Genomic DNA, 13,728 nt, shown 5'->3' on the forward strand with positions numbered 1-13,728 from the left:
GCGACTTAGTTTTCTGGTCGTAAGTTGGTGTAAGATAAGGGATGTTTGGTAAAATATATGCTATGATGCCATGCACTATAGCCGAGTATTATTAGTTTAGTTTCCCTTTTTTATCCCAAAAACCTGGCATGACCAAAGGAATTAATAGACATTATGTATGCTGAAGAAATAAAAAACGCCACTGAAATTAAAGACATTCGTGCCCGTGAGATTTTGGATTCGCGCGGCAATCCAACGATCGAAGCTGATGTCATCTTAGCTGATGGTATTATTGGCCGTGCTGCTGCACCAAGTGGTGCCTCAACAGGCTCACGCGAAGCTTTAGAGTTGCGTGATGGCGACAAAAACCGCTATATGGGTAAGGGTGTCAAAAAGGCTGTTGCCAATGTAAATAGCCAGATTCGTAGTGCGCTTTTAAATACTGATGTCACTGAGCAGCAGCGCATTGATGACGCTATGATCGCTCTTGATGGTACTGATAACAAAGATAATTTAGGTGCTAATGCAATGCTTGCCGTGTCACTGGCAGCGGCTAAAGCGGCGGCTCAAGCAAAGAGTTTGCCTCTACATCAGTATATTGCTGACCTGCGCGATCAAACCTCGCTTACTATGCCTGTACCGATGATGAATATTCTCAATGGTGGTGAGCATGCTGATAATACTGTCGATATTCAAGAGTTTATGATTGAACCGGTTGGTTTTACCAGCTTTTCAGAAGCGCTACGAGCAGGTACTGAGATTTTCCATAGCCTAAAGTCAGTACTAAAATCACAAGGTCTAAATACTGCTGTGGGCGATGAAGGCGGTTTTGCACCGAACCTACGTAGTAATGAAGAAGCCATTACGGTTATTATGCAGGCCATTGAACAAGTAGGTTATAAAGCCGGCAAGGATATTCACTTAGCGCTTGACTGCGCGGCCAGTGAGTTTTACAAAGAAGGTCAGTATATCTTGGCAGGCGAGGGTAATAAGGCTTTTGATAGCCAAGGGTTCTCCGACTATTTGGTTGGTTTGACGCGTCAATATCCAATCATCTCTATCGAAGATGGTCTTGATGAGTCTGATTGGGATGGCTGGAAATACTTGACTGAGCAGATTGGTGATAAAGTACAATTGGTCGGTGATGATTTGTTTGTAACCAATCCGGCTATTCTACAAGAAGGTATTGATAAGCATATTGCCAATGCCATCTTGATCAAGTTTAATCAAATCGGCACACTATCAGAAACTTTGGACGCTATTTATTTGGCAAAGAAAAATGGCTACGCAACGATCATCTCGCATCGTTCAGGAGAGACCGAAGATAGCACCATTGCTGATTTAGCGGTTGGTACGGCAGCAGGACAAATCAAAACTGGCTCACTATGCCGCTCTGACCGCGTAGCGAAGTACAACCAGCTGCTACGTATCGAACAGCAAGTACGGGCAAGCTATCGTGGCGCAGATGAATTTATTGGGCTACGTGGTTAAAAAACTTTGATAGACAAAGTATCTAGAACCCTTGGTTTAATTTTGCCAGCTGGCTCTGATAATCGCTAGGTAACATAAACAGATAGCACCGTTCTGTTTGTACGTGTTATAAGTGTTGCCTAGCCTATGTTTTATGCTAATTTTTATACTTTACTTTCTTGTTTGGCGCCGCTTTATTATGAAATACTTTAGCCAGTTTATGCTACTAGCTTTAGCCGTTGCCGTGCTATTAGGGCTGCAATACCAGTATTGGTGGGGAGAAAACGGTCGATTTGAGCGTAATAAATTACTAACTCAAATTGAAGAGCAGCAGCGCTTAAACGATAGTCAAGTAGCTGCAAACAACTTACTACGAGCTGATGTTCATGATCTAAAAAACGGTCTTGAAGCCGTAGAGGAGCACGCGCGCTTAGACTTAGGGCTCATAAAACCTAATGAAACTTTTGTACAAGTTTCAACCGCACCAACTACTCATAGCCGTAATTAGACGTCAATTACAATGGCATACTATAAACCGTTTTCTCTTTATCTATGATCCTGTCTATATTCTTAGCTACCTTTATATTGTGAGGTAAAGATATAAGTATGCAACCTCGTATATACGCTATGATTGTAGCGGCTGGTCGCGGCAGCCGTTTTGGTACCGATACGCCCAAACAGTATTTTTCTTTGCAAGGTCAAACCTTGTTACAGCATAGTGTCGCAAGGCTCGGCTGTAGTCGTTACATTCATAGTTGTTTGCTAGTCATAGCCGCAGATGATCGCACTGCTCATACTCTCAATTTTAAGCTTCCCGTCTCTTATGCTATCGGTGGTAACGAGCGCTGGCAGTCAGTATATGCAGGTTTAAGAGCAATAGCAGATGCTGGTGCTAATGAAGAGGATTTAGTACTCATTCACGATGCAGCACGTCCCGCTGTGCCTAGTACTGATATCGATCAAGTCATCGAAGCGGCTATACTAGAGCCTTACGGTGCTATTTTAGCCGCTCCTGCTGTTGATACTTTAAAAGAGTCCTATAATTTATCTACAGCTGAGTCTATCTCTGAAGATAGCAATTCTTCGTATATCAAACGTACTATTGATCGTAGTACCGTATGGCAAGCGCAAACCCCACAAGTGTTTCGAATCGGTCAACTACGCCAAGTATTAGCTTATGTGGCTAAGCACAGACTTACTATTACGGATGAAGCCAGCGCATTTGAGCATTTAGATATGCCTATACGCTTAGTCACTGGTAGCCGTCAAAATATCAAACTGACCTATCCAAGTGATGCTTCACTATTGACAGCCATACTTGATGCGCAGTCTTAGTCGTTTCACTCTGTTATTACCCTTTGACAATACTATCTCCCCTCGATAAAGTCCTTTCTTGTCTTGATAGTCCCCATCAACAATCATTATCAGTATTTTCTACTTCGTTTCCTAGTAATAGTCACTCAAAATATGAGGCTCTACTAAAACGTTTATAGATGAATATCTATAAACGTTTTAGTAGAACATATCTATTTTCGCTGTAACCCTTTAAATATATACATTGCAGAATATAATTCAAAAATAAAATACTTTTTAGTTACAATAAATAATCGTATCTTGATTACAATGATTTGCTTTACTCACCGAATTGCCTTATTATGTAACTAAGTTAATACAATAAATAATAAAAGATTAGCAATAGAAAGAACATATATTTAAACTTCTTAGTTTTTCTACATAATGAAGTTTAGGAGCGAATATATATTTAACTATAAAGGGCAGTTAGTTGTTATATGCTATGACTATGCACCACTTAAAAGTTGAAGATCTCTATCAGTTTGTATACATAAGTAGAATCACATCTACTGGATTGTCTAGTGCTAGTACTTTAAATGATATTGCAAAAACTGCTTCACAGAACAATCGTAAAAATCATATTACCGGTGTGCTGTGTTATGGCAACGGTTATTTTTTTCAATATCTAGAAGGGTCGGAACAGGCATTAACTAATTTAAAAAATCGACTATTAATGGATGATCGCCACAAAGATTTGCAGTGTCTTGAGTTTGCTGCCATCAACAAGCGCTGCTTCGCTGAATGGTCGTTACACAGTATTGTACTTGAGCGCTGGCTGATCAGCGATCCTAGAGCTAAAGCACTTCTGCCATTCAAGCCTTATCATTGGGCACCAGATAAATGGAGGCAATTTTTGAAAATTTTGCAAAATTATCATAAAGAACAAGAAAAAACAGATCAAGCTGATGTACAACCAATTAAATATAATGCGTTAGGAGTGACTTTGGGTAAAGTTGTTGGCCAGCATCAAGCTTTTTTCTTAATTCAAACGGTACTAGGTGCACTAATTATACTTACGCTGTTATGGTTTATGTTGTCAGACAAATTCTAATCTTAAGCCTACTAGTATTTATCAAACTGAGATTCATTAAAAAGCCAGCATTTTGCTGGCTTTTTAGTGGAAGGACTCTTATCCTGTAACCGCTAGATACGTTAGTTCTTAACGGTCAGTTCTTAAAAACAGTATCTACAACTAAAAGTCTATGTTTAAATATAAATAGGAATAAAAAAACCCTCAAAATCTATAAGATTTTGAGGGTTTTCACTTAGGTCGGACGACCCATAATATATGGCGTCCCCAGGGGGATTCGAACCCCCGTTACCGCCGTGAAAGGGCGGTGTCCTAGGCCTCTAGACGATGGGGACTAGTAACGCTTCAGCCGCTTTCACCGTTTATGCTGAAGTTGTGCGTATTCTAATAGCGTCGATGTTTACTGTCAAGCTTTTTTCGGCGTTTTTTTAACATCAGATATCTTTTTTTAAGCGCTCTTCTTGGATGCAAGTCTTTCTTTTTTAAATGATAACGAATCCATAAAGATGTGCAAATACTAATGGAAATAGCAAGCACCATATAGCCAAGAATAGTGCCCCATAACTTAACTTGTGGATCCATGGCAAAGTCCTTTTTATGCGCTTAAACAGCTTAAATAATAAGCTATGTATGCAATACAAAGAATGCAAAAGTAACTTATACCATTTATAAGGATATTATCGCCTCATAATAGTCAGCGAGTAGGTCGGTAGTTATACAAAAGTAATGCTACAAACCGTATGCTGAATAACGATGAAGCCTTTTAATGTCTTTTCAATCATATCCCTATTGATCGCAAAATCAAGACGGCAAAGTTAGAATAATAGTAACTGTAACTAATAAAATATAATCAACAAAATATTCGATTATTCATCATTACTATCGTTTAACTCTACCTTGGTTTGTTCAGTATGTAAAGCATTGGGCAGCATAGGATAGTGATTGAGGATATGACAAAATAGTTCGGCTGTTTTTTGCGTATCATAGAGCGCCGAATGAGCATCGTTGCCATCAAAATCAAGTCCAGCTGCTTTGCAAGCGCGTGCTAGTACCGTTTGACCGAATGCTAAGGCAGATAAAGTCACCGTGTCAAATACTGAGAACTGGTGAAAAGGATTGTGGCTTTTGCTATTGGTACGCAGTACTGCTGCATTTAAAAATGCTAAATCAAAGTGAGCGTTGTGACCTACCAACACGCACTGACGACAGCCCTCAGCGCGGCGTACTTCTTTTAACCCTTTAAAAATACGTCGCAGCGCAGTTTTTTCCTCTTCTGCAATTGCTTTGCGCATCGGATTATTGGGGTCAATACCAGTAAAGGCTAATGAACGCGGCTCTAAATTTGCTCCCTCAAAAGGGTCAATATGAGCGTTTAGAGCCTCTCCAGGATAAAATATTCCCTGTTCATTGAGCAAAATTGGAATACAGGCAATCTCCAAGAGGGCATCAGTTTGAGCGTTAAAACCTGCTGTTTCCACATCGACCACAACAGGCATAAATTTGCGAAAACGCTCTTTTAGTTTCTTTGGTGACGCTATGTCTGAAGTACTTTCATCAGTACTATTGCTGATGCTATCATTGATAATATTGTCGCTGTTTATAGGGGCAGCTGCGCTATCGTTGGGTAACATCGTTTCATTCGGGACGGTCATATAAGTTAAATCACTGTTATCAGTCTTAATAGAAGGGTACTGCAGGCGGCAATAATTTATCACTTGAGTCGCCCATAATTTAAGCACCTTATTATTCAGGCGATCTATAGTCTAAACGATCTATAGTTTAAGCGATTTATAGTTTGAGCGACCAAGGCAAGGTCTCACCAGCCATCAAAGGTGTTAGCGTTGAACCATCAAAATAAGGGTAGTTTGTAGGTACTTGCATGGGCTGATTAACCAACGTAACTGTAGTTTCATTAACAGGTAGACCATAAAACTGGGGACCAAAACGACTAGTAAAACCCTCTAATTTATCAAGCTTACCCACGCTATCAAACGCCGTGGCATATAAGGGTAGTGCTATTGACGAGCTGTAACAGCCTGCGCAGCCGCAAGCTGCTTCTTTTTGATCGGTAGCATGCGGCGCTGAATCTGTACCCAAAAAGAACTTTGGGCTGCCACTAGTAGCGACGTCTAACAGTACTTTTTGATGACTTTCGCGCTTTAAGATGGGCAAACAATAAAAATGCGGTTTGATTCCACCCAAGAGCAGATGGTTACGGTTGAACATTAGGTGCTGCGGGGTAATAGTAGCAGCAACTTGATTACCTTGAGCTAAGATAAAGTCAGCGGCATCGCTGGTAGTGATATGCTCCATCACGATTTTAAGCGCTGGGAACTTGGCGATGATTTGTCCAAGTATGTCCTCTAAAAAACGTTTTTCGCGATCAAAGATGTCAATATGATCATGAGTAACTTCACCATGGAGCAATAAAGGTAGGTTGTATTTCTCCATAGCTTCAAACACAGCAACGCAGGCATTGATATCTGTCACGCCATCAGCTGAATTAGTCGTAGCGCCAGCGGGATAAAGCTTCACCGCTTGCACGATGCCAGATTGCGCTGCTATTTCAATATCTTTTGCTGTAGTGTTGTCGGTCAGGTATAAGGTCATACGCGGGTCAAAAGCTGCTTTGCGATCACTATCTACAGCGCTGCTTTGTAGCTGCTGCAGGATGCGCTCGCGATAAGCGCTTGCATCGTTGACGTTCTTCACTGGAGGCACTAAATTTGGCATACAGATGACGCGGTTGAAGCTACTGGCAGCATGCGGTACCGTCGTTGCTAGTGCTTGATCATCACGTAGATGAATGTGCCAATCATCTGGCTGTAGCAAGGTTAGCTCTTTAATCGAATTGGTAACAGGAATCATAGGGTTCTATGTCTTAAAATACGAGAGAAAAGGAGTGGTGAACGATAATGTAAGCTAGGCAATTAAGCAGTCCATTTATAATAACTAGCTTGTAACTATGATAACAGGTTTCAGAGTCTGACTGAATATATACGCAGATATAAGTGGCTTATTTGGGAGAGAAAAGCGTTCTTTGAACCAATAACGTACAATTCATCGAATCGCTGCGCGCTTGCACTTTTGCCTCTGATGAATATGATGTACACTGAGTGGACAATTTGCCCCTCCAATTTATTTTTGTTATTAAACTTTCCTATTAGGAGTTATATATGGCTCAGCTTGATCCCAAAAACATCAACAAAATTGTCTTAGCCTATTCAGGCGGGCTAGATACTTCAATCATCGCCAAATGGTTGCAAGAGACTTATGATGCCGAGGTTATTACCTTTACCGCTGATATCGGACAAGGCGAAGAAGTCGAGCCTGCTCGCGCTAAAGCTGAAGCAATGGGTATCAAGAATATTCATATTGAAGATCTGCGTGAAGAGTTTGCTCGCGATTATGTGTTTCCAATGTTTCGTGCCAACGCTATTTATGAAGGTGAGTATCTGTTGGGTACCTCTATCGCTCGTCCGCTAATTGCCAAACGTTTGGTTGAAATAGCTAAGGAGCATGGTGCTGATGCTATTAGTCATGGTGCAACAGGCAAAGGCAACGACCAAGTCCGTTTCGAGCTGGGCGCTGTTGCGCTGTCCCCCGACGTGGTAACGATCGCACCTTGGCGTGAATGGGATCTCTCTAGCCGGGAGAGCTTGATGCAGTATGCCAAAGAGCATGACATTGCTATCGATTATGCGGGAAATAAAACCAAGTCTCCTTATTCAATGGATGCCAATTTGCTGCATATCTCCTACGAAGGCGGTATTTTAGAAAACCCTTATGCTGAGGCAGAAGAAGATATGTGGCGCTGGTCAGTGAGTCCAGAAGAAGCTCCGGATGAGCCGCAATATCTAGAGTTGGAATATGAGAAGGGTGATATTGTTGCAATCGATGGCGAAGCGCTAAAGCCTTATGAGATTATGACTAAGCTCAATGACATCGGCGGTAAGCACGGTGTTGGCCGCTTAGACATTGTCGAAAACCGCTACGTCGGTATGAAGTCGCGCGGCTGCTATGAAACTCCAGCAGGGACGATTATGCTTAAAGCACACCGCGGTATTGAATCATTAACCTTGGATCGTGAAGCGGCGCATCTTAAAGATGAGCTTATGCCGCGCTACGCAAAGATTATCTATAATGGTTATTGGTTTAGCCCTGAACGTATGATGCTACAAGCTTTGATTGATAAGTCGCAAGAGTATGTTAATGGCACAGTGCGGGTAAAACTGTATAAAGGTAGCGTAAGCGTAGTAGGCCGCAAGTCAGACGATTCGTTATTTGATGAAAAAATCGCTACTTTTGAAGATGATGCTGGCGCGTATGACCAAAAAGATGCTGAAGGTTTTATCCGCTTAAATGGTCTGCGTCTGGCTATCGAAGCCAGCCGTGGCCGTGATCTATCTAAGTAATGTTAAACTTGTTAAGTAAATAAAAAACAGAGACCTTGATGTCTCTGTTTTTTATGACACCTTGTTTATAAGGTTTACTCTTTAAAAAGATAATAGCTGACAAGATTGTTCTAGCGATTTAATGTTTGGCGTTCTTTGTTTTATTAATGCCCGTTGGTAGCACTGTTTTCCTCATCTATCTTAACGATAGCGACATCTTGTTGAACACGCTGTTCACTCGCTTTTTGTTCTAGTACTGCTTCAGTCGTAGGTACCACACTATTAGATTGTTTGATTTGGTACTTTAGCAGTGCCAAAGCTCCTAAGACTGCAATTACCAAAATCGTCAGTACGAGCGCAGGATCTTTCCAAAGCGGTCTTGGTTTATCATATTCGATAGGCTTCTCACTGGTCGTAGTAGGGGTATTGTCTTTATTAGTATCCATAAACCCTAAACTAACCAAAGGCCGAGTCGGTGCTTCTAGAGGTTCTGAGGTAATACGTAGACGTTTGCGACTTAGATAAATGTCACAGATTTTCGCCAGCTGTAATAACCAGCGTTGATGCGGCAACGCAATAGCTGGCATTTGAGCAAATACTAGCATATCATCATGTTGACCCTCTGGACTGGTATCGCCTACGCGACCAATAGCTTTTAAATAATTGGGCGTGGCTTGTTGCATATCTTGAGTCTGAGTTCCAAGCTTTGGTTCAAAATTCATTAGCTTGTACCAATAGGGGTCGAATACTGGAGGCGTAGTAGCCAAGTCTGTAACCAAAGCTGTAGAATCATCAGGTAAGGAAACTGCAAAACGCTGTTTTGATAAAAACTGAGGTTGTAGATCAAACCATTTCTCCACCTCTTCGTTGTCAAGTTTGCTATAGTCCACCAAGATGGCAAGCTCGCGTAGTACAATAATGCACAGACAAGCAAGCAAAGTTTGTACTTGCGACGTCGTAGCTTGTATTTGCGTAGCAATGTACTCGCTCGCTTCTGTAATACGAGCGCTGTTACCAAAGACAGTTTCTATAACATCATTACGATAATATAACGTCGCATCGATAGTGGCAAAATTCATAGAGTTATATTTACGTAGCTCTTTAACTGCACTACGACTAAAGAGCTTTTTGCTGACTACTGAACCTTGATTGCGCTCTTGATAAGCAAGTAAGGCAGTCACAATAGCTTGTAGGCTACTGCCAAGCGCAAGCTGGACTTGGGGTAGTGACAGCTTAGCTGTGTCGGCTAAGAGTGATATCATGGGCTGAGTATCTTGATATAAAAAATCATACATCGACACGCGCGTCGGTGAAATAGTTGTCATAATTTTCTAGCATCAAAAAGTGTGCCTCTATAGTACGGTGCAAGTTATCCTGACACAATCCCCTAACATTAGAAATTTTTTATTATTCTATAAATTTTAGTATTAATAGTATGAAACTATAGAGAAAATTTATGATAAGTAACGATCAATCAAACGTACGGCTAATTATTGATATTGCTCAGCAAACCTTGACGCTGTATCGACAGCAAACTAAGATTCGCTGTTATACGATATCTACGGCCAAAAATGGGATTGGCAGTCAGCAAGACAGTGGCTGTACACCGCTTGGCAAACATGCTATCGCACAAAAGATTGGCGTAGATCAGCCTATTAATAGTGTGTTTGTCGGTCGCGTGCCTACCGGTGAGATTTATGACCCTAGTTTGGCTGATAAATACCCTGATCGTGACTGGATACTTAGCCGTATTTTATGGCTACGAGGTTTAGAGACAGGTATTAACAAAGGGAGCAATGACCAGGGTGGCTGCGATACTTATGAGCGTTATATCTATATCCATGGTACGCCTGATAGCGAACCTATGGGCATGCCTTACTCACATGGCTGTATACGTATGCGCAATCAAGATATCATAGAGTTATTTACACAAGTTATTGAGGGTACGCCCGTCTCTATTGTTGCAGCTTAGCCAAAGTGTCGTAAAAAAGCACTTACCAAAACCTGTCGCTATCTTGAACTTTATCTAAACGCTTCTGGCAGCGCTTGCCGCTCTGTTTTTGGCTTGCTGCCAACCAGCCAGCACCATATAGTGCATTAGCATCTGTACTTGCTTTTTGTTTATAGTGCTGCTGGTAGTAGACCTTGTTGAGATGACAATTTAGAGTCTTTTGGGCTTTTTTTACTCTTTTTAACCAGCGTTTGAGGGTCTTTTTGGACTCTTTTTTATGATATAAGGGCGCAGCAAACTCACTAAGGTAGCGTAAGCTCGTTAGGTGATAGTACAGCTGTGCTAGCTTATCTTTATCAGTACTATCTGCTTTATTCTCGCTACTATCGACAAAGCTTTGCAAGGCTTTGAGCAATTTATCATATTGTTTGGAGAGGTTTTTTGCTACTTTATCGAAAGCCAATTTATCGGCTTGCGGCTCAATGCTTGGATCACTCATAGTAAAGGCTATCATCTCAAGTAAGGTCAGCTGAAAATCGTTAGCACGCACGGTATCGATAGGAGTAATTTTAATATCGTCAATATCGGTGCTCCAATCAACTGCAGGAGCGCCCTGTTGTCTAAGCTTATATTCTACGTAATCGCTCAGGTAGCTAAGTTTACCATAGTCATCAAGCAGGCTTGCCGTTTGTTCTAATATCGGTAGCCACTCAGGATTGAGCTGATCGGAGAAATTTTGCAGGGTTTTAAGACTGGTATGTAAACGCTGTATACCGTTATGCAACTGTGAAACATGCTCGTAATCTTGGCTGCCAGCGACAATAGCACTGCTATTAGGCAAAATCTGCAATAAACAATTATGTACAACCGCTCGTATAAAAGCGGGCATACTGGTGTCAGCCTCAACATCTAATTGCTTGAGATTAGCCTTGATTGCTGGACTGTAGTCTTGATTATGTAGGAGTAAGCCGCCGCGTTCAGCCTTTGTGACGGTCGATAGATATAATTTGTAGCGCTTACACCACGTCTTTGCTGTCGTAAATAAAAAGTCCAGATCTCCTGATACCAGTTCAAACTCTATCTCTTGTATAGACTGGCGGTGGTTGTCATCCTCCCCGTGGATAATGTCACCGTAGTCATAAGCGATCTCAATGCTGCTCTTTGCACCATTATCATCTTCTGTTACCAGGCGCGTGATGCGCTCTATGTCCGTAACATAGAGACGGCTTAGTTTTTTGGTAAGTTTCTTGAGTTTAAAATCAGCCAGTAAAGGTTCAATGGAAGTGTCTTTGTAGATCGTTAAATCGGGCATAAGCTTCTGAGACTTCAGCATTGCCTGTACCTGTTCATTATCTAATAGGGCATTGTGCTCAAGCCTTGCTACAATACCATCGCCGCCTGCTTTGATGGTTTGCACCCAAGTATCACCTTCACGGCGGATACGAAGGCCGATGCCAGCTTGCGCTAACTTTTGATCAGAGGTATCGTAGTAATGCGCTGCCATCTGCGTCACTTCTGAGGACTTAACCTTCGCCTGTCGCAGCAAACCTTTTAGACGTGCTTTTGGCACCAAAAACTTTAGCTCTATCTCTTGCATAACGCTCCCCTTTTTGTGAGATTTTTATAGTTAGCATTTTTATCAGTACTGTATCAGTACTACCATCCTATGAAAGCTGCTAGACAATAACAAGTAAAACTTAACTATAAAAAAAGCCGCCCTATTGAGATAGGACGGCTTTTACAGTGAGAGTTTGTATTAGTTATAGGTTACGTATAAAAAGTTACCTATAATTAATTACTCGATATGACTCAACTACGAGAATTGATTCATGGTGTTTTTGCCACCACCAGCTTTTAGAGCATTGTCACCTGAGAAGATCTCTTTGTGATCATCGCCAAGATCAGAACCTGCCATAGCTTGGTGCTTGACACAAGAGATGCCTTCACGAATCTCTTTACGCTGTACGCCTGCAGCATAAGCAAGCATACCTTCTTCACCAAAGTAGCCTTTAGCCAACTCATGAACGCTAAGAGCAGTGGTGTGATAAGTCGGTAAGGTGATCAAGTGATGGAATACACCCGCTTCACGTGACGCATCTTTTTGGAAGTTCTTAGCTGCGATGTCAGCCGCTTCATCAAGCTCAGTACCGTCGTAGTCGCTGCTCATCAAATTATTCTTATCATAAGCTGAGATGTCTTTACCTTCTTCTTCCCACTGAGCGATCACTTGCTTACGGAAGTTTAGCGTCCAGTTAAACGATGGGCTGTTGTTGTATACCAGTTTCGCTTTTGGCTGCTGCTCTTTAATACGATCAACCATCATTTTGATGTGTTCAACGTTTGGCGTTGGGGTCTCAATCCACAGTAGATCAGCACCGTTCTCAAGAGCAGTAACACAGTCAAGTACCACGCGGTCGATATTGGTGTCTTCACGGAACTGGTATAAACCGTTCGCTAAACGAACCGGACGTACTAGTTTGCCGTTGTGCTTAAGCAAGCTGTCGTTCTCTTTAGCATTCTCTAAAGTAACTTCTTCCATCTCGATAAAGTCGATGTACTTAGAAGCAAGGTCGCCTGGCTCTTCAGATACTGGAATCTTTTGCGTCAGTGACGCGCCTTCAGAATCTGTACGCGCAACGATGATACCGTCTTCAACACCAAGCTCTAAAAAGGCATAACGAATAGCGTTTAGTTTTGAGATAAAGTCTTCATGCGGTACGGTTACTTTACCTGCTTGGTGACCACATTGCTTAGCATCAGATACTTGGTTTTCGATCTGGATAGCACAGGCACCAGCTTCAATCATTTGCTTGGTTAACAAGTAAGTCGCTTCTTCATTACCGAAGCCGGCATCAATATCAGCGATAATTGGCACGACGTGTGAATCAAAGTTTTCGATTTTATCTAAGATAGCTTTAGTGTCTTGACCGGCTTCTTCAGCAGCGTTTAGCTCACGGAAGTAGTCATTCAATACTTTAGCATCAGCTTGACGCAGGAAAGTATAGATCTCTTCGATTAGTTTAGGTACTGAAGTTTTCTCGTGCATAGACTGGTCGGGAAGGGGACCGAATTCAGAGCGCAGAGCGGCTACCATCCAACCTGATAAGTAGATGTAAGTCTTTGCTGTGGTACCAAAGTATTTTTTCTTAGCATACATAGTCTGCTGGGCGATAAAACCATGCCATGCTCCTAAAGATTGGGTGTACTGAGACGTGTCATTGTCATAGTCTTCCATATCTTGACGCATAATTTTTGCAGTATACTTAGCGATATCTAAACCAGTTTTGAAACGGTTTTGTACCATCATACGTGCAGCATCAGTTTCACTGATATTTTGCCAGTTACCGTGCTTTTGCTTTAATTCGCGTACTAAATCGATTGCTGACTTATAGCTAGTTGACATTTAGAGTCTCCTGGTGGTGAATAAAAGAGTAAATTAAAATAATTAAGATGATTTTGGCCTAGATAAAAAGATGCTGGCAGAAGTAAAAATTTGAAATATAAGCTTCTTGCGTGAGCAATCTCTACTAAACTATAAGAAAATTTCGATA

At 41.6% G+C, this 13,728-nt stretch carries 12 protein-coding genes and 1 tRNA gene; 6 read left to right on the forward strand and 7 right to left on the reverse strand.

What is annotated here, in order from left to right; all coding sequences use genetic code 11:
- Positions 1-153 precede the first annotated feature (153 nt).
- From eno to ACR63N_RS03695, 4 genes are all read left to right on the forward strand, one after another.
- Positions 154-1,470 carry a phosphopyruvate hydratase gene (gene eno / locus ACR63N_RS03680; protein ID WP_367105355.1) on the forward strand — a complete coding sequence of 439 codons (1,317 nt, stop codon included), beginning with the start codon at positions 154-156 and terminating at the stop codon, positions 1,468-1,470.
- A 178-nt stretch (positions 1,471-1,648) separates the two neighbouring features.
- Complete coding sequence (locus ACR63N_RS03685) at positions 1,649-1,957, forward strand: FtsB family cell division protein (protein ID WP_367105356.1); 309 nt, start codon at positions 1,649-1,651, stop codon at positions 1,955-1,957.
- Between the two features lie 98 nt (positions 1,958-2,055).
- Entirely contained in the window at positions 2,056-2,784 is a 729-nt protein-coding gene (gene ispD / locus ACR63N_RS03690; protein WP_367105357.1) for a 2-C-methyl-D-erythritol 4-phosphate cytidylyltransferase, read from the forward strand.
- Between the two features lie 466 nt (positions 2,785-3,250).
- Positions 3,251-3,853: a BLUF domain-containing protein gene (locus tag ACR63N_RS03695; protein ID WP_367109478.1), complete on the forward strand. Its 603-nt coding sequence runs from the start codon at positions 3,251-3,253 to the stop codon at positions 3,851-3,853.
- 238 nt (positions 3,854-4,091) lie between these two features.
- On the opposite strand, the gene ACR63N_RS03700 is transcribed toward ACR63N_RS03695, so the two are convergent.
- The 4 genes from ACR63N_RS03700 to pyrC form a co-directional block, all read right to left on the reverse strand.
- Positions 4,092-4,167: transfer RNA gene (locus tag ACR63N_RS03700), tRNA-Glu, on the reverse strand.
- A 49-nt stretch (positions 4,168-4,216) separates the two neighbouring features.
- Positions 4,217-4,414, reverse strand: coding sequence for a hypothetical protein (locus ACR63N_RS03705; RefSeq protein WP_367105881.1), 198 nt, complete (start codon positions 4,412-4,414; stop codon positions 4,217-4,219).
- Positions 4,415-4,698: 284 nt separating this feature from the next.
- Entirely contained in the window at positions 4,699-5,484 is a 786-nt protein-coding gene (gene rnt, locus ACR63N_RS03710; protein ID WP_367105880.1) for a ribonuclease T, read from the reverse strand.
- Between the two features lie 136 nt (positions 5,485-5,620).
- Complete coding sequence (gene pyrC, locus ACR63N_RS03715; protein ID WP_367105879.1) at positions 5,621-6,700, reverse strand: dihydroorotase; 1,080 nt, start codon at positions 6,698-6,700, stop codon at positions 5,621-5,623.
- A 308-nt stretch (positions 6,701-7,008) separates the two neighbouring features.
- Between pyrC and ACR63N_RS03720 the strand changes: the two genes are divergently transcribed.
- A complete protein-coding gene (locus ACR63N_RS03720) occupies positions 7,009-8,247 on the forward strand; it encodes an argininosuccinate synthase (RefSeq protein ID WP_367105878.1) in 1,239 nt (412 codons plus the stop codon).
- A 143-nt stretch (positions 8,248-8,390) separates the two neighbouring features.
- Here ACR63N_RS03720 and ACR63N_RS03725 read toward each other — a convergent pair whose 3' ends face one another.
- A complete protein-coding gene (locus ACR63N_RS03725; RefSeq protein ID WP_472782482.1) occupies positions 8,391-9,551 on the reverse strand; it encodes a hypothetical protein in 1,161 nt (386 codons plus the stop codon).
- 131 nt (positions 9,552-9,682) lie between these two features.
- On the opposite strand from ACR63N_RS03725, the gene ACR63N_RS03730 reads away from it, so the two are divergent.
- Positions 9,683-10,198, forward strand: a complete 516-nt coding sequence (locus ACR63N_RS03730) for a L,D-transpeptidase family protein (protein WP_472782483.1) — start codon at positions 9,683-9,685, stop codon at positions 10,196-10,198.
- A 22-nt stretch (positions 10,199-10,220) separates the two neighbouring features.
- Here ACR63N_RS03730 and ACR63N_RS03735 read toward each other — a convergent pair whose 3' ends face one another.
- Positions 10,221-11,774 carry a CYTH and CHAD domain-containing protein gene (locus ACR63N_RS03735; RefSeq protein WP_367107132.1) on the reverse strand — a complete coding sequence of 518 codons (1,554 nt, stop codon included), beginning with the start codon at positions 11,772-11,774 and terminating at the stop codon, positions 10,221-10,223.
- Positions 11,775-11,990: 216 nt separating this feature from the next.
- The gene (locus tag ACR63N_RS03740) at positions 11,991-13,580 is read right to left on the reverse strand and encodes an isocitrate lyase (RefSeq protein WP_367105874.1); all 1,590 of its coding nucleotides are present in this window, start codon (positions 13,578-13,580) and stop codon (positions 11,991-11,993) included.
- Positions 13,581-13,728 lie beyond the last annotated feature (148 nt).

The organism is Psychrobacter sp. M4 (genome assembly GCF_055699795.1).

What these genes read in the sequence shown, in the direction of transcription:
- ACR63N_RS03725 (WP_472782482.1), bottom strand. Translation starts at nt 9,551, where the DNA reads ATGACAACTATTTCACCGACGCGCGTGTCGATGTATGATTTTTTATAT.
- ACR63N_RS03730 (WP_472782483.1), top strand. Translation starts at nt 9,683, where the DNA reads ATGATAAGTAACGATCAATCAAACGTACGGCTAATTATTGATATTGCT.
- ACR63N_RS03720 (WP_367105878.1), top strand. Translation starts at nt 7,009, where the DNA reads ATGGCTCAGCTTGATCCCAAAAACATCAACAAAATTGTCTTAGCCTAT.
- ACR63N_RS03735 (WP_367107132.1), bottom strand. Translation starts at nt 11,774, where the DNA reads ATGCAAGAGATAGAGCTAAAGTTTTTGGTGCCAAAAGCACGTCTAAAA.
- ACR63N_RS03740 (WP_367105874.1), bottom strand. Translation starts at nt 13,580, where the DNA reads ATGTCAACTAGCTATAAGTCAGCAATCGATTTAGTACGCGAATTAAAG.
- ispD (WP_367105357.1), top strand. Translation starts at nt 2,056, where the DNA reads ATGCAACCTCGTATATACGCTATGATTGTAGCGGCTGGTCGCGGCAGC.
- ACR63N_RS03695 (WP_367109478.1), top strand. Translation starts at nt 3,251, where the DNA reads ATGCACCACTTAAAAGTTGAAGATCTCTATCAGTTTGTATACATAAGT.
- rnt (WP_367105880.1), bottom strand. Translation starts at nt 5,484, where the DNA reads ATGACCGTCCCGAATGAAACGATGTTACCCAACGATAGCGCAGCTGCC.
- eno (WP_367105355.1), top strand. Translation starts at nt 154, where the DNA reads ATGTATGCTGAAGAAATAAAAAACGCCACTGAAATTAAAGACATTCGT.
- ACR63N_RS03705 (WP_367105881.1), bottom strand. Translation starts at nt 4,414, where the DNA reads ATGGATCCACAAGTTAAGTTATGGGGCACTATTCTTGGCTATATGGTG.
- ACR63N_RS03685 (WP_367105356.1), top strand. Translation starts at nt 1,649, where the DNA reads ATGAAATACTTTAGCCAGTTTATGCTACTAGCTTTAGCCGTTGCCGTG.
- pyrC (WP_367105879.1), bottom strand. Translation starts at nt 6,700, where the DNA reads ATGATTCCTGTTACCAATTCGATTAAAGAGCTAACCTTGCTACAGCCA.